This window comes from Streptomyces sp. NPDC045955, from assembly GCF_056430805.1.
This window is the reverse complement of sequence record NZ_JBWKKY010000008.1, coordinates 334,755-356,295: the sequence shown is the minus strand read 5'-3', so window position 1 is coordinate 356,295 and position 21,541 is coordinate 334,755. Positions and strand designations below refer to the sequence as shown.

The window sequence follows — 21,541 nt, the reverse complement described above, 5'->3', positions numbered from 1 at the left end:
GCCAGCAGGAAGGTTTCCCCATGACCGAATCCAGTCGTATCGCCACACGACGTCAGGTACTCGCCGGGACGGGCGCCCTGGGCGTCGGGATCGCGTTCTCCGGTGCCCTGTCCGAACTCTTCGCCGGCACCGCCGCCGCCCAGGACCTCGGCCACGGCGGCGGCTACGGACCGCTCGCCCCCGACCCGAAGGGCCTGCTCGACCTGCCGGAGGGCTTCCGCTACCGGGTCCTGTCCCGCGAGGGTGATCCGCTGCGCTCCGGCGAGGGCGCGGTCCCCTCCAACCACGACGGCATGTCGGCCTTCGCGGGCAGAGGCGGTCGTGTCCATCTGGTCCGCAACCACGAGAACCGCGCCGACGGCAGGGTCCCCGTCCCGACGGTCGAGGGCCTCACCTACGACCCGGCGGGCAAGGGCGGCTGCACGGCCCTGACGCTGGACTCCCGCAACCACGTCCTGTCGGAACGCGTCGCGATCGCCGGCACGGCCGTGAACTGCGCGGGCGGCCCCACCCCCTGGGGCACCTGGCTGACCTGCGAGGAGACCGAGGACAGGGCGGGCACCAACGGCTACACCAAGGACCACGGCTTCATCTTCGAGGTCGACCCGGCCGACCCGCACCGCACGGGAGCCGTGCCGCTGACGGCGATGGGCCGTTTCCAGCACGAGGCGATCGCCGTCGACCCCCGGCGGGGCGTGGTGTACGAGACGGAGGACGCCTTCCAGAAGCCCTTCGGCCTGTTCTACCGCTTCCTGCCGGACAGGCCGCTCGGCGGGCGGGGTTCGCTGCGCGCGGGCGGCCGGCTCCAGGCCATGCGCGTGCCCGGCGTCCCCGACCTGTCCTCGATCCAGGACATCGGCGCGGAGTTCGACGGCATCGAGTGGGTGGACGTACCGGATCCGCAGGCGGCGCAGACCCCGATCCGGCTCCAGGATTTCGGCCGCGGGGGCATCACGCACGCGCAGAAGCTGGAGGGTTGCTACTGGGGCGGCCGGTCGGTGTACTTCGTGTCGTCGTTCGCCCGCAGCGCGGAGGGGTCGGCGGCCGACCACTTCGGGCAGATCTGGCGCTACGACCCGGACCGGCGACGGCTCACCCTGGTGATCGTCTTCGGCCCGGACACCGACGTCCAGCTGCCGGGAGAGTCGCCGGACAACATCTGCCTCGCGCCCAGCGGCGGCCTCATGGTCTGCGAGGACGGCAACGGCGCCCAGCACGTCTACGGCGTCACCCGGCGCGGCGAGGTGTACCCGATGGCCCGGGGCAGGCAGAACATCGGCACCCCGGAGGAGCCCGAGTGGGGCGAGTTCGCCGGGGTGACCTTCTCGCCCGACGGCGACACGATGTACGTCAACTGCTACACCCCCGGCACCACGTTCGCCGTGACGGGTCCCTGGCGCCGGTAAGCGCGGCTCCGCTCCCGTCCGGGGCGCCGGATGCGCGACCCGGCGCCCCGGCGGACGATCGAGGCACAGGACCGGAAGGGGGCCCGGTGACGGAGAAGGGCAGAGGGAAGCAGGACGGGGACGCGCGCGGGGCCTCACTGGGGGAGCGGCTGCGCCTCCCCGGCGGTGAGCCGGTCGACCTGTCCCGCCACGACGCCGCCGCCACCCCCGGCGGCCCGGACGGCAAGGCCGCAGGCAAGGCCGCCACGGCCCGGATCGGCGAGCGGCTGGCCGGACTTCAGGAACGGCTGTGGGCGGCGAGCACCGCGGGCGACCGGCGCCGCGTCCTGCTGGTCTTGCAGGGCATGGACACCAGCGGCAAGGGCGGCACGGTGAAGCACGTCATCGGGCTGCTCAACCCGGCCGGCTGCCGGATCACGGCGTTCAGGGCTCCGACCGCCGAGGAGCGCGCGCACTCCTTCCTGTGGCGCGTGGAGAAGGCGCTTCCGCTCCCCGGCGAACTGGGCATCTTCGACCGCTCGCACTACGAGGACGTGCTGGTCGCCCGGGTCCGGGAACTCGCGCCACGCGCCGTGGTCGAGAGCCGCTACGAGCGGATCAACCGTTTCGAGCGGTCCCTCGCGGACGACGGCGTGACCCTGGTGAAGTGCTTCCTGCACATCTCCTACGACGAGCAGCGCCGCCGCCTGCTCAGGCGCCTCGACAAGCCGGAGAAGCGCTGGAAGTTCGCCCCCTCCGACATCGACGACCGCGCCCTGTGGCCCGCGTACCAGGACGCCTACGAGAGGGCCCTGGAGCGCTGCGGCACCTCGTACGCGCCCTGGTACCTGGTCCCCGCCGACCACAGGTGGTACCGCAACTGGGCGGTCAGCACGCTGCTCCTGGAGCATCTGCGGGAGCTGGATCCGCGGTATCCGGAGCCGGACTTCGACGTGGCGGAGTGCCGGAAACGGCTGCTGCGGGAGTCCTGACCGGGGCGGTCGGTCCTGATCCGGGCGGTCAGGCGGCCAGCAGGGCGTCGATCTGGCCGACGGCCTCCTTCAGACCCTCCTCCATGCCCATGGAGACCAGCTGCTCCATCTGCTCTCGGGAGTCGAAGAGGGAACGCATCTCCATTCGGGTGCCGCCGCCGTGTTCGCTGAGCCGCACGGTCACGGACGTGGTCGGCATGTCGTCCTTGGGCTTTCCGTCGTCGTCGGCGAAGCCGTCGGTGAACTCCAGGGAGGTCGGCTCGCTGACCGAGGTGATCCGCCACCAGCCGCGGTGGCGGTCGCCCTCCGGGCCGGTCATGAAGTACGTGACCTCTCCGCCGGGTGTCAGGTCGTGCTCCTCCACGGTCGCCGGATAGGTCGGCGGCCCCCACCAGCGCTCCAGCTGCCGGGGGTCGGCCCACAGCCGCCACACCCGCTCCACGGGGGCGGCGAAGTCGGCGACCAGGGTGAGGGTGAGGTTGTCGAGGTCCTTGTCGACACTGGTGACGCTCATCTGCGGGATCCTTCCGGGGTGTCGTTCTCTTCGGTACCGGGAGCTCCCGGTGCTTCGATGCCGGGCTCTTCCGGCTCTTGCCTGCCGGGGTCCTCCGCGAGCAGCCGGGCCATGCGGTCCACGCGTCCGCGCCACGCCGACTCGAGCTCGTCGAGGGCCTGGCGGGCGCGGCCCACCGCGTCGGGGTCGGTGCGCACGAGCTGCTCCCGTCCGCTGCGCTGTTTGCTGACGAGGCCGGCCCGTTCCAGCACCGCGACGTGCTTCTGCACCGCCGCGAAGCTCATCGGATAGGCCTCGGCCAGCCGCGAGACCGACAGCTCCCCGCGCACGCAGCGGCGCAGTATGTCCCGGCGCGTGGCGTCGGCCAGGGCGTGGAACAGCCGGTCCACCGTCTCGTCGTTCAGCTCATCCACTTCTACAACCATTTGGTTGTACGTTAGCCCTGCCGATCCCTTCTGTAAAGCGGCACACCGGATGCTGAAGCCGGTCAGTCGGGGGTACTCGGTGGCTCATGAGCGAGAAGCAGCAGGTCAGCAGCTCGTACTGGATGGAGACCGCACCGGACGGCCGTCATCCGGCCCTGACGGAGGACCTGGACGTCGACGTGGCGGTGATCGGCGCCGGGATCGCAGGACTGAGCACGGCGTGGGAACTGACGCGGGCCGGGCGGAGCGTGGCGGTGCTGGAGGCCGGGCGAGTCGCGGCCGGGGTCACCGGGCACACCACCGCCAAGGTCACCGCCCTGCACACACTCGTCTACGACAAGCTCCGCCGCACCCGTGGCCCCGAGGGCGCGCGGCTGTACGCCCGTTCGCAGTCCGAGGCCATCGAGCGCGCGGCCGGGATCGCCGGGGAACTGGGCATCGACTGCGAGTGGGAGGCCAGGAGCGCCTACACCTACGCCCGGGACGCGGGCCGGGTGGAGGAGCTGCGCGCCGAGGCGCGGGCGGCGGCCGAGGCCGGGCTGCCCGCCTCGTTCGTGACGGAGACCGGGCTGCCCTTCCCGGTGGCGGGCGCGGTCCGGGTCACCGGCCAGGCCCAGTTCCACCCCCGCAAGTACCTGCTGGCCCTCGCCGCCGACCTGGTCGAGCACGGTGGGCGGATCTTCGAGGACACCACGGTCCTCGGCCTGGACGAGGGCGAGCCGTGCCGGCTGTCGACCAGGACCGGGGCGACGGTGCGGGCCCGGGACGTCGTCGTCGCGACGCACTACCCGATCTTCGACCGGGCCCTGCTGTTCGCCCGGCTGTCACCGCGCCGCGAGCTGGTCGTCGCCGGGACGATCCCCGCGGACCAGGACCCGGACGGCATGTTCATCACGCCCGACGAGGGCGTCCGCTCGGTGCGCACCGCGCCCGCCGCGGGCGACCGGCGCCTGCTCGTGGTCACCGGCGAACACTTCACGCCGGGCACGGGCGACACACGGATCCGTTTCGGGCATCTGACCGCCTGGGCCACCGAGCACTTCCCGGACCTGGCGGTCACGCACCGGTGGGCCACGCAGGACATCGACCCCACCGACACCGTGCCGATGGTCGGCCCGCTGCACCCGGGCGCCCGGCACGCCTACGTGGCCACCGGCTTCGGCGGCTGGGGCATGACCGGCGGCATCATGGCGGGCAGCCTGCTCACCGCGCAGATCAAGGGCGAGGACCGGGAGTGGAGCGGGCTGTACGACCCGCGCCGGCTGAAGCCCGCCGTGCGGGAGGCGCCGTCGTTCCTCAAGACCCAGGCCAAGGTCGCCGGCCACTTCGTCGGGGACCGGTTGCGGCCCTCGCCACCGGTGGAGTCCCTGCCGCCCGGGGAGGGCGCCGTGGTCCGCGCCGACGGGCACCACCGCCTCGCGGTCTACCGGGACGACGACGGCAACCTGCACTCCGTCTCCGCCCGCTGCACCCACCTGGGCTGTCTGGTCTCCTTCAACTCGGCCGAACGCGCCTGGGAGTGCCCCTGCCACGGCTCCCGCTTCGACACGGACGGCAAGGTGATCCAGGGCCCGGCGACCAAGCCGCTGGAGCAGCGGGACATCTGACGGCCGGATGACGCCCGTAGCCGACTTGCCGGTGCCGTTGCCGCCCTCGACGCGGACGAGCCGGCCCGGGGCCACCGTCAGATCGACACCACGTAACACCCAGGGGCAGCGCAGGCCGTAGCGCCGGCCTGCGTTCTCCAGGCAGAGGTCGGGTCGCATGGGCCCCATCCTCCACGATCTTCCGGCTGGCACACTGGGATGCGTGAGCGAAGACCCGACGCCCGTGAGTGACAGCCCCTTCCGTTCCGAGCCCTCGGACCGCGACACGGCGCCGCAGTTCGTGCTGCCGCTGGTCGTGCGGATCGAGCGGGCGGACCCGCCGGCGCGCACGGACGCGCTGGAGACGGCCGCGCGGGCCGTGCTGACGATCCTCAGCGACGAGCGGTCGGCCGGCGACGGCCCGTGGGCGCGGGCGGTGCGGGACTGGCAGGACGCGCGGATCCGCAAGGTGGTGCGGCGGGCGCGCGGCGCCGAGTGGCGGCGGGCCGAGGCCCTGCCCGGCATCACGGTCACCGGCAAGGCGGCCGAGGTGCGGGTCTTCCCGCCGGTCCCGCTGGACGGCTGGCCCAAGGACCTGGCCCGCCTCCAGGTCTCCGGCACCGACCTGGACGACGCGGAACCGCCGGTGGAGGCGGACCCGGCCGCTCCGGTGCTGTGGCTCAACCCCGACCTCGGCATGTCGGCGGGCAAGGCGATGGCCCAGGCCGGACACGCCGCGCAACTGGCCTGGTGGGAGCTGCCCGACGAGGAGCGGGCCGCCTGGCACGACGCGGGCTTCCCGCTCGCCGTGCGGACGGCCGACCCGGACCGCTGGCCCGAACTGACGGGCAGCGGGCTGCCGTTGGTCCGCGACGCGGGGTTCACGGAGATCGCGCCCGGCTCGTGCACGGTGGTCGCGGACCACCCGGCGCTGCGCCGGGAGCCGTACGCTCCGGACGGCCCGGCGGTCACCCGTCCGGCGTAGCCGCAGGCGCGCCGGTCGCGGCCGGGTGCTCCAGTGGGGTTACCAGACAAACCGACCAGGAGGCAGCCATGACCAGCGCCGCGCCCCCTCCCCCCGCTCCGCCCGCCCCCGACGACCGGACGCCCGGCGGCCCCGGCGACCCCCTGGCGACCGGGGGTCTCGCTCTCGGCGGAACCCTGATGGTCGTCTACGGCCTGTTCGCGGTGCTCCAGGGCATCACGGCCATCGCCGACGACGAGGTGTACACGAGCTTCGGCGACTACGTCTTCGAGTTCGACCTGACCGCGTGGGGCTGGATCCACCTGATCGTCGGTGTGCTCGTGGTGGCGGCCGGGTTCGGCCTGTTCACCGGGGCCGCCTGGGCCCGGGTCGTGGGCGCGGTCGTGGTCGGGCTGGCGCTGATCGCGAACTTCATGTGGCTGCCGTACCAGCCGTTCTGGTCGATCATCATGATCCTGACCGGCCTGTTCGTGCTGTGGTCGCTGTTCAACTACCGCTCCACCCGCGCGGCGTGACGAGCCGTCCGGGTCAGGAGCGCGGCGGACGCCGGTCGCGCGCGGCGACCACCGCGTGCAGCCGGCGCGAGAGCGCGGTGGCCCCCGCCGTGAGGAAGACGAACGTGTACAGGATTTGAGTGACGGCCACCAGGCGGGCCTCCTGCCCGCTCGGGGCGATGTCCCCGTAGCCGACGGTCGCGAGCGTGACAATGGTGAAGTACAGCGCGTCGGCGCGGGTGCTCAGGCCGGTGAACTGGCCCGGCTGCTGGGCGAGGGCGTAGTACCCCGACGAGAAGACCAGCACGGCCAGGCACATCAGCAGCGGAATCATGACGCCCGGCCGGGTGTCCGGCTTCTCCAGCACGACGTCGCGCACCTGGCGCAGCAGCAGCGTGGCCAGCAGCCCCAGGCACAGGGCGAACAGCGGCCAGCCCAGCCAGGCGCGGTCGTCGCCGAGGCCCTCCAGCGGGAGCAGGAAATAGGCCGTTCCGACGGCGGCCACCAGTCCCCCGGCAGCGGCCCACACCCACCGGGTCGAGGCCGGGGCCACCTGTTCGTTGCCATCGCTCATGCGTCCGGTCTACGACGCTTCAGGAGGTGGCGCGACCCCGGTGCCTCCGTCGGTGGGGCCGGCGGCCGACTGTGGAGCCGGTGCCGTCGGCGGCCCGAACCTCAAATGTTCCTCTGAAGGCGCCCCCGGCGGGGTTCGAGGGCGGGCGGCTGGGCCATACCCCCCTCACGTTCGAGGAACCGGCGGTGCGGAGGAGGGGACGATGGAGCGACTGGGGACGGGCATCGGGTGGCGACCGGAGATCGCGGACGCCGTGGAGCGCATGCCGGGCATCGACTGGGTCGAGACGGTGGCCGAGAACGTCTGCCCCGGGCATCTGCCGGAGTCGCTGCGGCGGCTGCGCGAGCGCGGCGTCACCGTGGTGCCGCACGGCGTCTCGCTCGGCCTCGGGGGTGCGGACCGGCCCGACGAAGGCCGTCTGGCCGCGCTGGCCGAGCGGGTGGAGGCACTGGGCTCACCGCTGGTCACCGAGCACATCGCGTTCGTACGGGCCGGTGGTTCCCTGACGGCGACTGCGCACCTGGAGGCGGGTCATCTGCTGCCCGTCCCCCGGACCCGGGACGCGCTCGACGTGCTGTGCGAGAACGTGCGCATCGCGCAGCAGGCGCTGCCGGTGCCACTGGCCGTCGAGAACATCGCCGCGCTGATCTCCTGGCCGGGCGAGGAGATGACGGAGGGCCAGTTCCTGTACGAGCTCGCCGACCGCACGGGCGTCCGGCTCCTCATCGACGTGGCCAACCTGCACACCAACCACGTCAACCGTGCCGAGGACCCGGCCAAGGCCCTGGCCGAGCTGCCCCTGGAGGCCATCGCCTACGTCCATGTCGCCGGCGGCTTCGAACGCGACGGCGTCTGGCACGACAGCCACGCCCACCCCGTCCCCCGGCCGGTCCTCGACATCCTGACCGACCTCGCGTCCCGCGTGTCCCCTCCGGGGGTCCTGCTGGAACGCGACGAGAACTTCCCGGAACCGGCGGAGCTGGAGGCCGAGCTGGCCTCGATCCGGCGGGCCGTGGAGGCGGGGGCCGTCGAGCGGGTGAAGGCGGAGGTGCGCGCGGCGGGCCACGCGATCGCCGCGGGGCGGCCGGGGACAGCGCCCGACTGGAGCGAGGTCCACGCCGGCGCCCCCGCGCGCAGTGACGGGGCGCCGCCGCGGGGCCATGAGACCGGGGCGGCCGGGGCGACACGGGGCGCCACCGGCCGGCCCGAACACCGGGGCACCGACGAGGCCCGGCAGCGGCTCGGGGTCGCTCAGGCCGCGCTGCTGTCCGCGCTGGTCGCGGGGACGCCCGTGCCCGAGGGGTTCGACCGGGTGCGGGTCGGCGTACAGGCACGGGCGCTCGCCGCGAAGCGGGCGGACGTCGTGGCGAAGGTCGCGCCCGAGCTGCCGGAGATCCTGGGGGCGGACTACCGTACGGCCTTCGTCGCGTACGCCCAGACGCAGCCGATGACCGGCGGCTACCGGCGCGACGCGCTCACCTTCGCCGAACACCTGCTGTCCGCCGGGCGGCCCGGGGACGCCGCGGCGCGGCGGGAGCTGCGGGAGTGGTGGCTGGAGCGGTCGGGACCGGCGCCGCGCTCGCGGCGCCCGGTCCGTCGGCTGGCCCGCGCCACCCGGAAGGTGTTGCTCCGGCGCTGAGCCGGGGACGTCAGCTCCTCGATACGGCCTCGCCCTTCGGCACCACGTCGGCGGCGGCCGCGCAGCCGCCGAGGACGCGGGCCCGTGGCCACACCACCGCGCCGGCGTCCCGGTGGCCCTGAGGACCCGGGTGGGCTGGTCACCCGGTCTCGCCCGTCCGCACGCGAGTGTGCCGGGGTTCACAGCCGGGTCTCGCCCGCCCGGAACCATGGAATGTTTTGCACCTCTTTGCCCCGGCGGGTCCCTCGGCCCGCGTGCAGCGATCGCCCCGCCCTGCCCCTGATGCAATGATTCACCCCTGTACGGAAGTTGACGTAGACCCCGCAGTAACATGTCAACTCCGCACCTGAAGCCCATTAGCGTGCGGTGCCGTACCAGGAGGCACCACCATGCGACCGCGACCGCCCGTCAAGGGCCGAGGCATCGTCAGCGGCACGGGGCTGATCGTCACGTGCCTGACGGCGACGCTCGCCGCGCTGGTCTTCTCCCTCTGGTCGTACACCGACCGGCCGGGGACGGGACCGGACGTGCTGAGCGCCCAGACTCTGCGCACGAGCTACGGCCCGCTGTCCGCACTCGACCAGGACTTCCTCGTCAAGGTCCGGCTGGCCGGGCTGTGGGAGCTGCCGGCGGGGCGGCAGGCGCAGACGAAGGGGACCACGCCGGCCGTCCGGACGGCGGGCCGGCATCTCGTCGAGGGGCACGGGTTCCTCGACGAACGGGTCCGCGGTGTCGCCGCGCGGCTGAACCTCGCCCTGCCGGACGAGCCCAGCGACCAGCAGAAGCAGTGGCTGGAAACCCTGGACGCGGCACAGGGCGCCGAGTACGACCGCCAGTTCGCCAACATCCTGCGGCTGGCGCACGGCAGGGTCTTCTCGGTCGTCGCCCAGGTCCGCGCGAGCACCCGCAACTCCCTGGTGCGCGACCTCGCCGACGACGCCAACACGACCGTCCTCGACCACATCAAGGTCCTGGAGGCCACGGGCTACGTCGACTTCGACGCCATGGCCCGCGACATGGCCGGCGCGAGCCCTCCCCCGACGGCCGCACCCGCCCCGGCCGCACCCTCGATTCCGGCCCCGGACCCGGCCACCACGCTTCCGCCCCCCACGTTCCGCCCGCCGCCGGAACAGTGAAACGGAACGTCACATACCGACAACGCTCCGTCCGGATCGTGAACAAGGCATGGTGTTTTCGGGACCGTGTCACATACAAACAACATATGCTCTGGGTTCTTTTCCTGCTGGCGGCCTGGGCCGTGGCCGGCACGGCGTGCACGCGCCTGTGCCTGGCAGCCGTACGCGGTGCGGGTGGCGGCACGGACACCGGCCGGATCCATGAACTCACGCTGTACGAGGCCGCGTTCCTCTCCGGCGGACCCCGGCGGGTCGCCGACGTGACGCTCGTCGCCATGGCGCGCCAGCGCCGGCTGCTCCTCGCCCACACCGGCTGGGCGACCGTCGTCGATCCGCGCGGGCGGGACGAGATGGAGCGGTCGGTCATCGGGGCCATCGGCCCCGAGGGGCAGTCCCGGATAGCGCCGGTGCGGACCACCGCCGCCACGGCGGACGCGGTGCGCGCTATCGCCGACCGGCTGGTGCGCGCGGGGCTCGCGGTGCCCGACAGCGCCCGTACGACGGTCGCGGCGGCCGTCCGGCAGGTGCGCTCGGCGGCCGTGGCCGTCCTCGCTCTCGGCGTCGCCGCGCTGCTGACGCCCGCTCCGCCGGACATGCCGCGCCATCTGATCGCCCTGTGGTTCGCACTGCCGCTCACCCTGACCCTGAGCTCCCTCGCCGTCGCCCGCATCGAGATCCACCCGTACTCGCGCTGGGCGTCCCCGGCCGGACAGCGACTGCTCGGCGCCCTGACCCGCAACGCGGACGGCACCGCCGACGACCGCACGTACCTCACCTCCGTGGCCGTACGCGGCGTCAGCGCGATCGGTGAACCGGACCTGCGCGCCGCCTTCACGCACCGCTAGCAGGCACGCTCCGGGACACGACTGACCGGCCGGGGGCGCCCAGGGGCATTGGCGCCGACACCGGCGGACAGTGCTTGCCTTCCCCAACCACCGCACCAAACATCCCTTTTGCCACCACCGTGCACCGAAGGGATACGCGATGAGAGCCGCCCTCCTCTACTCGGCCGCAGGATCCTTGCTGCTGAGCGCCCTCACCGCCGTCCCGGACACCGACGGCTCGAGAGCGGCGGCCGAGCTGCGCGGCACCGCGGTGGCCGCCGCACGGGCGAAGGCGGCCGGCATCGACTTCGGCCCCTGTCCCGACGCACAGGACCTCCCCGGCAGCATGCAGTGCGGCACGGTCACCGTCCCGCTGGACTACGCCCGGCCCGACGGCCGGCAGATCGAACTCGCCGTCGGCCGCGCCCGGGCCACACGCAAAGACCCGCACCAGGACAAGCGCGCGGTCCGCCGCCAGGGCGCCCTGGTCTACAACCCGGGCGGTCCGGGCGCCTCGGGCCTGTACTTCCCCCTCGTCGGCCTGCTCCCCGAGTGGAAGCGGATCGCGGCCGCGTACGACCTCGTCGGCTACGCCCCGCGCGGGGTCGGCCGTTCCGCACCGCTGTCCTGCACGGACCCCGAGAAGTTCTTCAAAGGGCCCACCCAGTCACCGACGCACCCCTCCGAGTCGTACAAGAAGGAACGCATCGCGCAGGCGAAGGCGTACGCGCGCGGCTGCGCAGAGTGGGCCGGCGGCGCGCTGCGGCACTACCACTCGCTGAACAACGCCCGCGACCTCGACGTCCTGCGCGCCGCGCTCGGCGAGGAACGCCTGACGTTCATGGGCTCGTCGTACGGCACGTACTTCGGAGCCCTGTACGCGACCCTGTTCCCCGGCCACGTACGGCGGATGGTGTTCGACTCGGCGGTCGACCCCGACCCGGAGCAGATCTGGTACCGCAACAACCTCGACCAGTCGGCGGCGTTCGAGCGCCGCTGGCGGGACTTCCGGAAGTGGATCGCCCGGCACGACGACGTGTACGGGCTGGGCAGGACCGCGCGGGAGGTGCGGCTCAGCTACGAGCGGGCGAGCGCGCGGCTGGCCGCCGAGCCGGCCGGCGGGAAGGTCGGGCCCGGGCAGTTGCAGGGGGCGTTCCTCCAGGCGGGGTACTACGACGACCAGTGGCCACATCGGGCGCACGCGCTGTCGGCGTACCTCAAGGGCGATCCCGGGCCGCTGGTCGAACAGGCCGAGCAGCACCCGGAGGCCGCCGCCGAGGCGGAGAACTCACGCGCGGTCTACGTCGCCGTCGAGTGCAACGACGCCCCCTGGCCGACGGACTGGGAGGTGTGGGACCGGGACAACACCCGACTCGCGCGGCGGGCGCCCTTCGAGACCTGGGACAACGTGTGGACGAACCTGCCCTGCGCCTACTGGGAGGGGCCGCGGCAGCGGCCGCTCGACGTCGGCACCCGGCCGGGGGAACTGCCGCCGACGCTGATCCTGGCCGCCGAGCGGGACGCCGCCACGCCGTACGACGGGGCCCTCGAACTCCGCCGCCGCCTCGCGGGCTCGGTCCTGGTGACGGAGCGGGACGCCGGCGCGCACGGACTGGCGGGCGGGCCGAACGCCTGCGTCAACGGCCGTGTGGAGGCGTATCTGCTGGAGGGCCGGCTGCCGGGACGGCGTACGGACTGCGCCGCGCATCCGGAACCGAAGCCGCAGCCCCGGCCACGGTCGCAGTCCCAGCCGCAGTTCCAGCCGCAGTCGCCGCCGCGGGCGGCGGCCCCGGAGCAGCCCGGGGCCGGCGGACCGCTCGGCTGATCAGGCCAGACCCGCGATCAGCTCGGCGATGTCCTTGCGGCGGCCCGTGAAGAACGGGACCTCCTCGCGGACGTGCCGACGGGCCTCCGAGGCGCGCAGGTGACGCATCAGGTCGACGATGCGGTACAGCTCGTCGGCCTCGAAGGCGAGGATCCACTCGTAGTCGCCGAGGGAGAACGAGGCGACCGTGTTGGCACGCACGTCCGGGAAGCCGCGGGCCATCTTGCCGTGGTCGGCGAGCATGCGGCGGCGGTCCTCGTCGGGCAGCAGGTACCAGTCGTAGGAACGCACGAAGGGGTAGACGCTCACGTAGTTGCGGGGCGTCTCGTCGGCGAGGAACGCAGGGATGTGCGAGCGGTTGAACTCGGCGGGGCGGTGCAGCGCCATGTTCGACCACACCGGCGTGAGCGCCCGGCCCAGCCTCGTGCGGCGGAAGAGGTTGTACGCCTCCTGCAACGCGTCGCTGGTCTCCGCGTGCCACCAGATCATGAGATCGGCGTCGGCGCGCAGGCCCGAGACGTCGTACGTGCCGCGGATGGTCACGTCCTTGGCGGCGAGCTGGTCGAACAGCTCCTGGACCTCGTCGGCGTACCCGGCGCGGTCCTCGGGGAGGACGTCCTTCAGCTTGAAGACGGACCAGAGCGTGTAGCGGATGACCTCGTTGAGGTCCTTGGCCAGCTTGCCCTTGTTCGGGATGCGGTCGGGCTCGGTGCTGGAGGCCGTGGTGGAGGCGTCGTCACTCATGCCCTCATTCTCCCGCTCCGCCGTGCAGGCTCTGCACCGGGTGGGCGGTGAGCTCCTGCACACCCCGCAGGTCACTGTGGATCTGGTCGACGGCGGCGTACGCGCTCGCGATGCACGCCGGGATGCCGACACCGTCGTACGGCGCACCGCACACGGCGAGGCCCGGGAGCTTCGCCACGTGCTCGCGGACGCGGGCCACGCGCGCGTGGTGGCCGACGGGGTACTGGGGCAGGCCGTCGTCCCAGCGGGTGACGCGGGTGTCGACGGGTGCGGCCTCCAGACCGGTGGCGGCCTTCAGGTCCCGCCGGGAGACCGCCACGAGCTCGCTGTCGTCGCGCTGGAGGATCTCCGTCTCGCCGTACCGTCCGACGGAGGTGCGCAGGACGACGAGGTCGGGGTTCTCGCCGGCGATCCAGCCCCACTTCTGCGAGGCGAACGTGGACGCCTTGATGGTGCGGCCGTCCACCGGCGGCACGAGAAAGCCGCTGCCCTCGGGCAGACCCGCCTCGGCACGTCGATAGGCCAGGGTGACCAGCGCCATGGAGGCGTACTCGACGCCGCCGAGCTCGGCGGCGGCCCCCGGGGACTCCGTGCGCAGGAGCCGGGCGGCGGCGGGGGCCGGGACGGCGAGCACCACCGCGTCCGCGCGCAGCACCCGCTCCCCCGCGACCACGCGCCATCCGCCGTCGGCCGCGCTGTGGCTCAGCTCCGTCACCGGCGTCCCCGTGAGGATCTCGCCCCCGCGGGCCCGTACCGACTCGGCCACCGCGAGGGGCAACGTGCCGACGCCGCCCTGGACGCCCATGAACACCGGGCCGGTCTGCTGGGCGGCGGCCGCCTTCGCCTGGATCTCGCGGACCCCCTCCGTCAGGGAGGCATGGCTCCGGGCCGCCTGGAAGAGCTGCGGGACGGCCGAGCGCATCGAGATGCGGTACGCGTCGCCCGCGTACACGCCGCCCAGCAGGGGTTCCACCAGGCGGTCGACGACCTCGCGGCCGAGGCGCTCCGCCACGTACTCCCCGACGGCCACGTCGTCGCCGACCTCCGTGCGGGGCAGTTCGGCGTCGCGGTCGATGCGGGCGAGGCCCTCATCGGACAGCACACCCGACAGGGCGGCGGCGGTGCCGGGCACGCCCATCACATGGCCCTTGGGCATGGGGCGCAGCGCGCCCCGGGTCCAGATCGCGGCCGTCGCGGTCGCGGGCGGCTGGAGCCGGTCGGCGAGGCCCACCTCCCGGGCGAGCGCCACCGCCTCGGGGCGGCGGGCCAGCATCGACTCGGCGCCGAGGTCCACGCGCGCGCCCGCGACCTCCCCGGGCAGCAGCTTGCCACCCACCCGGCCGGAGGCCTCCAGCACGGTCACCCGCGCCCCGCGCTCCAGCAGCCGGTGCGCCGCGGCCAGTCCCGCGATGCCCGCCCCGATGACGACGACCTGCCCCATGCCCGCACGGGCCTGAACTTCGCGCATGCCCCCAGCCTCTCAGATGCCACTGACAGCGCTCCCGCGCCCCGGTGTCCGGTACGAGTGTCCGGCACGAGTCCCGACCGTGACCGCATCGGAACCGTCCCGGACCAAACGTCCGGCACCCCCCGGGCGTCGAAGAAGCGTCAGCCGAACCGATCCCCGGGGGATGCCCACATGCGCACACGACGATCCGCCCGCCACCCCGTCCCCGCACTCACGGCGCTCCTGGTGGCCGCGGCTCTCGCGCTCACCGGATGCAGCGGCGCGGGCGCGGACTCCGCCGGCAGCGGCGCCGACCGCGGGGCCGCCGCCCCGCAGTCGGACGCCAAGGCCGGCGCGAACGAGGCCGCCCCCGGCGGCGCCGGAAGCGGAGCCCGGGCGACCGCCCCGCCGAAGCTCCCCACGACCCACATCATCCGCACGGCCTCGCTGACCGTGCAGGTCAAGGACGTCCCGAAGGCCCTGGAGGAGGCCCGCACCAGCACCGAGAACGCGGGCGGCTACGTCGGCAACGAGACCACCACCCGGGACGCCGAGGGCCGCGAGCGCACCCGGGTCGTGCTGCGCGTGCCCGTCGAGAAGTACGACGAGGTCCTCACCGAGCTGGAGGGCGCGGGCAAGCTCCTCGACCGCAGTGCCAAGGCGGAGGACGTCACCGACCAGGTCGTGGACGTGGAGAGCCGCATCACGTCGCAGCGCGCGAGTGTGGCCCGGATCCGCGAGCTGATGGACCGGGCGACGAAGCTCAGCGATGTGGTGACCCTGGAGGGCGAGCTGAGCACCCGCCAGGCCGACCTGGAGGCGCTGCTCGCACGCCAGGAGTCCCTGAAGGACCGCACGAGCCTGGCCACCATCACCCTGTCGCTGTCCGAAACCCCGGTGAAGAAGGAGAAGGCGAAGGACGACGACCCGGGGTTCGTGGACGCGGTCACGGGTGGCTGGAACGCGTTCGTGACCGTGCTGCGCTGGCTCGCTGTGGCACTCGGCGCGGTCCTGCCGTTCGCGGCGGCGGCCGCCCTGCTCACGCTGCTGTGGCTGCGCGTCGTCCGCCCCCGCCTTCCGCGCCGCCCGCGCCCCGCGCCCGCCACGAGCGCCCTGGGCCCGCTGCCGACGGCCCGGCCGGCCCCGCGCTCCACGCCCGCGCGCACTCCTGACGAGCCTCACGAGCAGGACTGAAATGCCCTGCTCCCGTAGCGTGTTCGCATGAACATGAGCCGTACGCGCAGGGAGCGACTGGTCGTGATCGGCGGCGACGCCGCGGGGATGTCCGCGGCGTCGCAGGCACGCCGGCTGAAGAGCCCCGACGAGTTGGAGATCGTGGCGTTCGAACGCGGCCACTTCACGTCGTACTCGGCGTGCGGCATCCCGTACTGGGTGGGCGGCGACGTCACCGACCGGGACCGGCTCATCGCCCGCACCCCCGAGGAGCACCGCGCGCGGGACATCGATCTGCGACTGCGCACCGAGGTCACGGACATCGACCTCGACGGGCAGCGGGTACGCGCGCGTGACGTCGACTCCGGCGCCGAGTCCTGGACCTCGTACGACAAACTCGTGATCGCGACCGGTGCCCGGCCGATCCGGCCGGAGATGCCGGGCATGGACGCCCCCGGGGTGCACGGCGTGCAGACGCTGGACGACGGCCAGGCGCTGCTCGACACGCTGGCACGCACGCGTGGCCGCCGCGCGGTGGTCGTCGGGGCCGGCTACATCGGCGTGGAGATGGCCGAGGCGCTCATCAACCGCGGCTACGAGGTGACGGTCGTCAACCGTGGCAGCGAGCCCATGTCGACGCTCGACCCCGACATGGGCCGCCTGGTGCACAAGGCCATGGAGGGCCTGGGCATCACGATGGTGAACGACGCCGAGGTCACCGAGATCGTGACAGGGGACGACGGCCGGGTCCGGGCGGTGGCCACCCAGGACCGCGACGTCCCGGCGGACGTCGTCGTGCTCGGCATCGGCGTCCGCCCCGAGACGGGCCTCGCGAAGGCCGCCGGCCTGCCTCTCGGTGCCCACGGCGGCCTCCTCACGGACCGCTCGATGCGGGTGCGCGGCCACGAGAACATCTGGGCGGGCGGCGACTGCGTCGAGGTCCTCGACCTGGTCTCCGGCCAGGAACGGCACATCGCGCTCGGCACCCACGCCAACAAGCACGGCCAGGTCATCGGCACCAACGTGGGCGGCGGCTACGCCACCTTCCCGGGCGTGGTCGGCACGGCGGTCAGCAAGGTCTGCGACCTGGAGATCGCGCGCACGGGACTGCGCGAGAAGGACGCCCACCGCGTGGGCCTGCGCTTCGAGGCGGTCACCATCGAGTCGACCAGCCGCGCGGGGTACTACCCGGACGCCTCCCCCATGACGGTCAAGATGCTCGCCGAACTCCGCACGGGCCGCCTCCTCGGCGTCCAGATCGTCGGCCGGGAGGGCGCGGGCAAACGAGTCGACATCGCGGCGGTCGCCCTCACGGCAGGCATGACGGCGGAACAGATGACGACCCTGGACCTCGGCTACGCCCCACCGTTCTCCCCGGTCTGGGACCCGGTGCTGGTGGCAGCCCGCAAGGCGGCGGCACAGGTCCGCGGTTCTCTGTAAGGGACGGTGTGGGGGTCAGGGGCGCGGGGCTGTATCGATCCGCAGCTCCGCCGCGCGGGCGCGACAAGCCACAACGGGCCCGCACCCGGCAACGCACCCGCACCCCTACGGCGAAGCCCTACGCAGTCCCAGCCGTACCGTTGATCCGGTCGATCGCCTGCCGAGCCTGCTCCGCCGGCGGCCGCGACGGCAAGGAGGACACCGACGCCGAAGCCGTCACCGCCGGCGGCTGCTCCCCGGCCGGCTTGGCGTGGGAAGCCACCCGGGTCGACCGCAACCGGTGACTCACCGCCTCCTCCAGCGTCACCGGCCGCCGCATCTGGGCCGCCAGCCGCCCGGCATCCTGGCCCAGCCGGGCCACGTCCTCCCAGGGGAGCCGCACCACCAGCGTCAGCTCCGCCTCACCGTCGGGCAGTGCGTGCATCGGAGGAGTAACTCGGTCGTTCATCGCCTGTTCCTCACGTCGGCCCCGCGACCCGCCTTCCCCGCGCCGCGGGCGGTTGCCGAGACATACGCACGCCCTGACCGCTGCGTTCACCGGCCGGACCGATTCACCGGCGGCGCCCCGGGCACACGTGTGGCGTGGTCATTCCCGTTCATGACGTGAACCCGGTGCGGCGCACCCCCTGGGTGACGTACGCGCTGCTCGCCGCCAACATCGTCGTGTTCCTGCTCACTCCCGGCATGGCCGGTTCCGTGGTGGGCGAGAGCAGCCTGGCCCAGCTGTGTCACCTCCAGGCGTTCCTCGACCAGTACGCGGCGGTGCCACGGGAGCTGATCCACCATCAGATGCCCCGGCTGGTGCCCACGGGTGACATCGGGGTGGGCCCGCAGGGAGCCGGCTGCGTGGTCGGTCCGCCGCCTTACGACAAGTCGCCGGAACTGAGCGTCCTGACGGCGGTGTTCCTGCACGGCAGCTGGCTGCATCTGCTGGGCAACATGCTGTTCCTGTGGATCTTCGGCAACAACATCGAGGACCGCATGGGCCACGTCCGCTTCCTGCTCTTCTACGTGGTCTGCGGCTACGCGGCGTCGTACGGCTTCGCGCTCCTCAACTCCGGCTCGGGCGCACCCCTGATCGGCGCCTCGGGGGCGATCGCCGGGGTGCTGGGCGCCTATCTGGTGCTGTATCCGAGGGCCAGGGTCTGGGTCCTCGTCCCGTTCCTGATCTTCCTGCCGCTCCGGCTGCCCGCCTGGATCGTGCTGGGGCTGTGGTTCGTGCTCCAGGCGGTGTACTCCTCCGGCGAGGGCATCTCCGACGCCGGCACGGTGGCGTACGCGGCACACGTCGTGGGCTTCGTCGCCGGCATGCTGATCTCCTGGCCGCTGCGCCCCGGCACGCCACCGCCGCCCGAGCCGCGCGGCATCCTCTTCGGCAGGCGGGCGCGGCCCCGGCACACCTGGTGAGTCAGCGGGCGGTGTGCGTGTGCACGTACTCCACGAGCCGCGTCAGCGCGTCCGGGTCCGTCGACGGCATGACGCCGTGGCCGAGGTTGAAGATGTGCCCCTCCAGCCCCGCCGCCGAGTCCAGGACCTCGCGGGTCTTCGCCTCGACGGCCTCCGTGGGGGCGAACAGCACGGTCGGGTCGAGGTTGCCCTGGAGCGCCTTGCCGGGGCCGACGCGGCGGGCGCCCTCGTCCAGCGGGACGCGCCAGTCGACGCCGACGACGTCCGCGCCGGCCTCGCCCATGAGCCGCAGCAGCTCGCCGGTGCCGACGCCGAAGTGGATGCGCGGGACGCCGTAACCGGCCACGGCCTCGAAGACCTTCGCCGACGCGGGCAGCACCGAGCGCCGGTAGTCGACGGGAGCCAGCGCCCCGGCCCAGGAGTCGAACAGCTGGACCGCGGAGGCGCCCGCCTCGATCTGGACCTTCAAGAAGGCGGCCGTGATGTCGGCGAGGCGGTCGAGCAGGTCGGCCCACAGCTCGGGGTCGCCGTACATCATCGCCTTGGCGTTCTCGTACGTGCGGGACGGGCCGCCCTCGACGAGGTAGCTCGCGAGGGTGAAGGGGGCGCCGGCGAAGCCGATCAGGGGCGTGCTGCCGAGTTCGCGGGTGAGCAGGCCGATGGCCTCGGTGACGTAGGAGACGTCCTCGGGGGTCAGGTCGCGCAGCTGGGCGAGGTCGGCACGGGTGCGGATCGGGCGCTCGACGACCGGGCCGACGCCTGGCTTGATGTCGAGGTCGACGCCGATGGCCTTGAGCGGGACGACGATGTCGCTGAAGTAGATCGCCGCGTCGACGCCGTGCCGGCGCACCGGCTGGAGCGTGATCTCGGTGACCAGCTCGGGCCGCATGCAGGACTCGAGCATCGGAATGCCCTCGCGCACCTTGCGGTACTCCGGCAGTGAGCGCCCGGCCTGCCGCATGAACCACACCGGCGTGTGCGGCACGGGCTCGCGCCGGCAGGCCTTGAGGAAGGCTGAGTCGTACGGGGCGGACGGCTGCTGGGCCCGGGGGGCGTCATTGGCACTCACGGGCCAAGTTTCGCACGCCCCCGATGGGCGTGATTCAGCCCCTGGAGAGGCGCGGGGTGTCTAGCCCGGCACCCGGGCTCCGGTCCCCGTAACCTTCCGGCATGGCTGCGGCTCAGGGACGACTGTCGGACGGCGCTGGCGGAATGGACGAAGCGAAGGACACCGAGAAAGACCGGCGGGAGGCGGACACCGCCCCGCGGCCCTTCCGGGCCGCCGTCGACGCGCTCAGGGCGGCGCGGCTGCGGCCCCAGATCGAGGTGGAGCCGACGCCCCCGCCGAAGCGGCTCGCCCCCTACGCCCACGCGCTGGAGGCCGCGGTCGTCGACGGCGACGAGGACCTGGCAGACGGCCGGCTGGTCTTGCTGCACGACCCGGCGGGACACGACGCCTGGCAGGGCACGTTCCGGCTGGTGACTCTGGTGCGCGCGGAACTGGAGCCGGAGATGGCCGCGGACCCGCTGCTGCCGGAGGTGTGCTGGTCCTGGCTGACCGGCGCGCTCCAGACGCGCGGGCTGACGTACGGGGAGCCGAGCGGCACCGTCACGCGGGCGAGCTCGCACTACTTCGGCGGTCTGGCCGCGCGCCCGGCCGCCTCGCAGATCGAGATCCGCGCCTCCTGGACGCCGCGTGAAGGGCTGGGCGGGATCCCGGACACGGCCGCGCATCTGGCGTCCTGGTGTGATCTGCTCGCCCAGGTCGCGGGGCTGCCGCCGGCCGGGCCGGGGGACGCGTCGGTGGTGACGCTGCCGCAGCGGCGAGGACCGCAGTCCCGCTGATCGAACCTGTTCCGACCCCGTACTGATCGAACCTGTACGGGGCGGTCAACACTGCCCTGCCGACGATCACACCTGCGTCCCCCTCTTGGCCGAATCACTTTGTCGATACGGCCACTTTCGACCGCGTACCGACGCAGACCGAAACCGTCCGGCCTTCGAATGATCGACCGCGTGTCCGAATTGTACGGATTGTTATCACCGATTCGTGATCATTCCCTAAAGGCGGACGGGTGGGGTGCCGAAGACGACTGTGACCTTGAAAGCACGGTTCGTCCCGGCTTCACCCCCCACGAGCCGGCCCCGTCCCGCACCCCAGGAGGCCTGGTGTCCGTTCTCCTCGAGCAGCCCGCAAGCCTGGTCGCCTACCGCCCGAACAAGCCGACCGCCATGGTGGTCGTGGCCGACCCGCGCGTCCGCTCCACCGTCACCCGCCACCTGTGGGCGCTCGGTGTGCGCGATGTCATCGAGGCCTCGTCCATCGCGGAGGCTCGTCCCCGCATCGGCAACCCCCGCGACATCTGCGTCGCCGACGTCCACCTGCCCGACGGCTCCGGCCTCACCCTGCTGTCGGAGACCCGCGCCGCGGGCTGGCCCAACGGGCTCGCCCTCTCCGCCGCCGACGACATCGGCGCCGTGCGCAACGCGCTCGCCGGCGGTGTGAAGGGCTACGTCGTCACCGGCACGCGCACCAACGTCGGGCTCCCCACCCGGCCGGGCGCCGCCCCCATCGGCGCCGCCGCCGCGCGCCTGCACCGCCGCCCCCCGGGTACCCCGAGCCACCCGGGCGGCTACCGCGAACTGTCCGGCCGCGAGGTCGAGGTACTGCGGCTGGTCGCGGAGGGCCAGTCGAACAAGGCGATCGGGGTCTCGATGGGCCTGTCCGCGCTGACCGTCAAGAGCCACCTCGCCCGCATCGCCCGCAAGCTCGGCACGGGCGACCGCGCCGGGATGGTCGCGGTGGCCCTGCGGACCGGAATCATCCACTGACCCGCTCCACGATGCCCCTTTGTGATCATTTACTCACGTGAACGGGGCCGGCCCCGGCTCCCGCTCATGTCACTCACGGTTCGCGGACCCGACACTTCCCCGGCCTGACTGGTTTGCGA

At 73.1% G+C, this 21,541-nt stretch carries 21 protein-coding genes; 14 read left to right on the top strand and 7 right to left on the bottom strand.

Going from position 1 to position 21,541, the window contains the following annotated elements; translation table 11 throughout:
• Positions 1-20: 20 nt before the first annotated feature.
• Both AC07F0_RS19425 and AC07F0_RS19420 read left to right on the top strand, forming a co-directional pair.
• A complete protein-coding gene (locus tag AC07F0_RS19425; RefSeq protein ID WP_478980361.1) occupies positions 21-1,406 on the top strand; it encodes a PhoX family protein in 1,386 nt (461 codons plus the stop codon).
• An 86-nt stretch (positions 1,407-1,492) separates the two neighbouring features.
• Entirely contained in the window at positions 1,493-2,377 is an 885-nt protein-coding gene (locus AC07F0_RS19420) for a PPK2 family polyphosphate kinase (RefSeq protein ID WP_478980360.1), read from the top strand.
• A 28-nt stretch (positions 2,378-2,405) separates the two neighbouring features.
• Here AC07F0_RS19420 and AC07F0_RS19415 read toward each other — a convergent pair whose 3' ends face one another.
• Together AC07F0_RS19415 and AC07F0_RS19410 are read right to left on the bottom strand one after the other, a co-directional pair.
• Positions 2,406-2,891 carry an SRPBCC family protein gene (locus AC07F0_RS19415; protein ID WP_478980358.1) on the bottom strand — a complete coding sequence of 162 codons (486 nt, stop codon included), beginning with the start codon at positions 2,889-2,891 and terminating at the stop codon, positions 2,406-2,408.
• Entirely contained in the window at positions 2,888-3,316 is a 429-nt protein-coding gene (locus tag AC07F0_RS19410; RefSeq protein WP_478980356.1) for an ArsR/SmtB family transcription factor, read from the bottom strand. Before AC07F0_RS19410 ends, AC07F0_RS19415 begins: the two co-directional genes overlap by 4 nt.
• An 86-nt stretch (positions 3,317-3,402) precedes the next feature.
• On the opposite strand from AC07F0_RS19410, the gene AC07F0_RS19405 reads away from it, so the two are divergent.
• The 3 genes from AC07F0_RS19405 to AC07F0_RS19395 all read left to right on the top strand — a co-directional run bounded on the left by AC07F0_RS19405 (position 3,403) and on the right by AC07F0_RS19395 (position 6,402).
• Positions 3,403-4,923, top strand: a complete 1,521-nt coding sequence (locus AC07F0_RS19405) for an FAD-dependent oxidoreductase (RefSeq protein ID WP_478980354.1) — start codon at positions 3,403-3,405, stop codon at positions 4,921-4,923.
• Between the two features lie 202 nt (positions 4,924-5,125).
• A complete protein-coding gene (locus tag AC07F0_RS19400) occupies positions 5,126-5,887 on the top strand; it encodes a peptidyl-tRNA hydrolase (protein WP_478980352.1) in 762 nt (253 codons plus the stop codon).
• A 68-nt stretch (positions 5,888-5,955) separates the two neighbouring features.
• Positions 5,956-6,402 (top strand): DUF7144 family membrane protein, encoded by a 447-nt coding sequence (locus tag AC07F0_RS19395; protein ID WP_478980350.1) that lies wholly within the window; start codon positions 5,956-5,958, stop codon positions 6,400-6,402.
• A gap of 13 nt (positions 6,403-6,415) precedes the next feature.
• Here AC07F0_RS19395 and AC07F0_RS19390 read toward each other — a convergent pair whose 3' ends face one another.
• Entirely contained in the window at positions 6,416-6,955 is a 540-nt protein-coding gene (locus tag AC07F0_RS19390) for a potassium channel family protein (protein ID WP_478980348.1), read from the bottom strand.
• Positions 6,956-7,157: 202 nt separating this feature from the next.
• Between AC07F0_RS19390 and AC07F0_RS19385 the strand changes: the two genes are divergently transcribed.
• From AC07F0_RS19385 to AC07F0_RS19370, 4 genes are all read left to right on the top strand, one after another.
• Entirely contained in the window at positions 7,158-8,594 is a 1,437-nt protein-coding gene (locus tag AC07F0_RS19385) for a multinuclear nonheme iron-dependent oxidase (RefSeq protein ID WP_478980346.1), read from the top strand.
• Positions 8,595-8,983: 389 nt separating this feature from the next.
• On the top strand, positions 8,984-9,730 hold the full coding sequence (locus AC07F0_RS19380; RefSeq protein ID WP_478980344.1) for a DUF4142 domain-containing protein: 747 nt from the start codon (positions 8,984-8,986) through the stop codon (positions 9,728-9,730).
• Positions 9,731-9,816: 86 nt separating this feature from the next.
• Complete coding sequence (locus tag AC07F0_RS19375) at positions 9,817-10,575, top strand: TIGR04222 domain-containing membrane protein (RefSeq protein WP_478980342.1); 759 nt, start codon at positions 9,817-9,819, stop codon at positions 10,573-10,575.
• A 139-nt stretch (positions 10,576-10,714) separates the two neighbouring features.
• Complete coding sequence (locus tag AC07F0_RS19370) at positions 10,715-12,379, top strand: alpha/beta hydrolase (protein ID WP_478980340.1); 1,665 nt, start codon at positions 10,715-10,717, stop codon at positions 12,377-12,379.
• Here the strand turns inward: AC07F0_RS19370 and hemQ are convergent, their stop codons facing one another.
• On the bottom strand, positions 12,380-13,123 hold the full coding sequence (gene hemQ / locus AC07F0_RS19365; protein WP_478980338.1) for a hydrogen peroxide-dependent heme synthase: 744 nt from the start codon (positions 13,121-13,123) through the stop codon (positions 12,380-12,382).
• A 4-nt stretch (positions 13,124-13,127) separates the two neighbouring features.
• On the bottom strand, positions 13,128-14,591 hold the full coding sequence (hemG, locus tag AC07F0_RS19360) for a protoporphyrinogen oxidase (RefSeq protein WP_478980336.1): 1,464 nt from the start codon (positions 14,589-14,591) through the stop codon (positions 13,128-13,130).
• A gap of 171 nt (positions 14,592-14,762) precedes the next feature.
• Between hemG and AC07F0_RS19355 the strand changes: the two genes are divergently transcribed.
• Both AC07F0_RS19355 and AC07F0_RS19350 read left to right on the top strand, forming a co-directional pair.
• A complete protein-coding gene (locus tag AC07F0_RS19355) occupies positions 14,763-15,764 on the top strand; it encodes a DUF4349 domain-containing protein (protein WP_478980334.1) in 1,002 nt (333 codons plus the stop codon).
• Between the two features lie 27 nt (positions 15,765-15,791).
• Positions 15,792-17,183 (top strand): FAD-dependent oxidoreductase, encoded by a 1,392-nt coding sequence (locus AC07F0_RS19350; protein ID WP_478980333.1) that lies wholly within the window; start codon positions 15,792-15,794, stop codon positions 17,181-17,183.
• Between the two features lie 118 nt (positions 17,184-17,301).
• Here the strand turns inward: AC07F0_RS19350 and AC07F0_RS19345 are convergent, their stop codons facing one another.
• On the bottom strand, positions 17,302-17,631 hold the full coding sequence (locus AC07F0_RS19345) for a hypothetical protein (RefSeq protein ID WP_306962402.1): 330 nt from the start codon (positions 17,629-17,631) through the stop codon (positions 17,302-17,304).
• A 134-nt stretch (positions 17,632-17,765) separates the two neighbouring features.
• Here AC07F0_RS19345 and AC07F0_RS19340 point away from each other — a divergent pair, with 134 nt between their 5' ends.
• Complete coding sequence (locus AC07F0_RS19340; RefSeq protein WP_478980331.1) at positions 17,766-18,590, top strand: rhomboid family intramembrane serine protease; 825 nt, start codon at positions 17,766-17,768, stop codon at positions 18,588-18,590.
• A gap of 1 nt (position 18,591) precedes the next feature.
• On the opposite strand, the gene hemE is transcribed toward AC07F0_RS19340, so the two are convergent.
• Positions 18,592-19,659 (bottom strand): uroporphyrinogen decarboxylase, encoded by a 1,068-nt coding sequence (gene hemE, locus AC07F0_RS19335; RefSeq protein WP_478980329.1) that lies wholly within the window; start codon positions 19,657-19,659, stop codon positions 18,592-18,594.
• Positions 19,660-19,760: 101 nt separating this feature from the next.
• Between hemE and AC07F0_RS19330 the strand changes: the two genes are divergently transcribed.
• Both AC07F0_RS19330 and AC07F0_RS19325 read left to right on the top strand, forming a co-directional pair.
• Positions 19,761-20,435: a DUF3000 domain-containing protein gene (locus AC07F0_RS19330; protein WP_478980327.1), complete on the top strand. Its 675-nt coding sequence runs from the start codon at positions 19,761-19,763 to the stop codon at positions 20,433-20,435.
• A 324-nt stretch (positions 20,436-20,759) separates the two neighbouring features.
• A complete protein-coding gene (locus AC07F0_RS19325; RefSeq protein ID WP_279541410.1) occupies positions 20,760-21,422 on the top strand; it encodes a LuxR C-terminal-related transcriptional regulator in 663 nt (220 codons plus the stop codon).
• Positions 21,423-21,541: the final 119 nt, after the last annotated feature.

Excerpts from the sequence above, each read along its gene's own strand:
- AC07F0_RS19370 (WP_478980340.1), top strand. The coding sequence starts at position 10,715 with ATGAGAGCCGCCCTCCTCTACTCGGCCGCAGGATCCTTGCTGCTGAGC.
- AC07F0_RS19390 (WP_478980348.1), bottom strand. The coding sequence starts at position 6,955 with ATGAGCGATGGCAACGAACAGGTGGCCCCGGCCTCGACCCGGTGGGTG.
- AC07F0_RS19380 (WP_478980344.1), top strand. The coding sequence starts at position 8,984 with ATGCGACCGCGACCGCCCGTCAAGGGCCGAGGCATCGTCAGCGGCACG.
- AC07F0_RS19405 (WP_478980354.1), top strand. The coding sequence starts at position 3,403 with ATGAGCGAGAAGCAGCAGGTCAGCAGCTCGTACTGGATGGAGACCGCA.
- AC07F0_RS19345 (WP_306962402.1), bottom strand. The coding sequence starts at position 17,631 with ATGAACGACCGAGTTACTCCTCCGATGCACGCACTGCCCGACGGTGAG.
- AC07F0_RS19355 (WP_478980334.1), top strand. The coding sequence starts at position 14,763 with ATGCGCACACGACGATCCGCCCGCCACCCCGTCCCCGCACTCACGGCG.
- AC07F0_RS19385 (WP_478980346.1), top strand. The coding sequence starts at position 7,158 with ATGGAGCGACTGGGGACGGGCATCGGGTGGCGACCGGAGATCGCGGAC.
- hemG (WP_478980336.1), bottom strand. The coding sequence starts at position 14,591 with ATGCGCGAAGTTCAGGCCCGTGCGGGCATGGGGCAGGTCGTCGTCATC.
- AC07F0_RS19425 (WP_478980361.1), top strand. The coding sequence starts at position 21 with ATGACCGAATCCAGTCGTATCGCCACACGACGTCAGGTACTCGCCGGG.
- hemQ (WP_478980338.1), bottom strand. The coding sequence starts at position 13,123 with ATGAGTGACGACGCCTCCACCACGGCCTCCAGCACCGAGCCCGACCGC.
- AC07F0_RS19415 (WP_478980358.1), bottom strand. The coding sequence starts at position 2,891 with ATGAGCGTCACCAGTGTCGACAAGGACCTCGACAACCTCACCCTCACC.
- AC07F0_RS19350 (WP_478980333.1), top strand. The coding sequence starts at position 15,792 with ATGAACATGAGCCGTACGCGCAGGGAGCGACTGGTCGTGATCGGCGGC.
- AC07F0_RS19375 (WP_478980342.1), top strand. The coding sequence starts at position 9,817 with ATGCTCTGGGTTCTTTTCCTGCTGGCGGCCTGGGCCGTGGCCGGCACG.
- AC07F0_RS19330 (WP_478980327.1), top strand. The coding sequence starts at position 19,761 with ATGGCTGCGGCTCAGGGACGACTGTCGGACGGCGCTGGCGGAATGGAC.
- AC07F0_RS19395 (WP_478980350.1), top strand. The coding sequence starts at position 5,956 with ATGACCAGCGCCGCGCCCCCTCCCCCCGCTCCGCCCGCCCCCGACGAC.
- AC07F0_RS19410 (WP_478980356.1), bottom strand. The coding sequence starts at position 3,316 with ATGGTTGTAGAAGTGGATGAGCTGAACGACGAGACGGTGGACCGGCTG.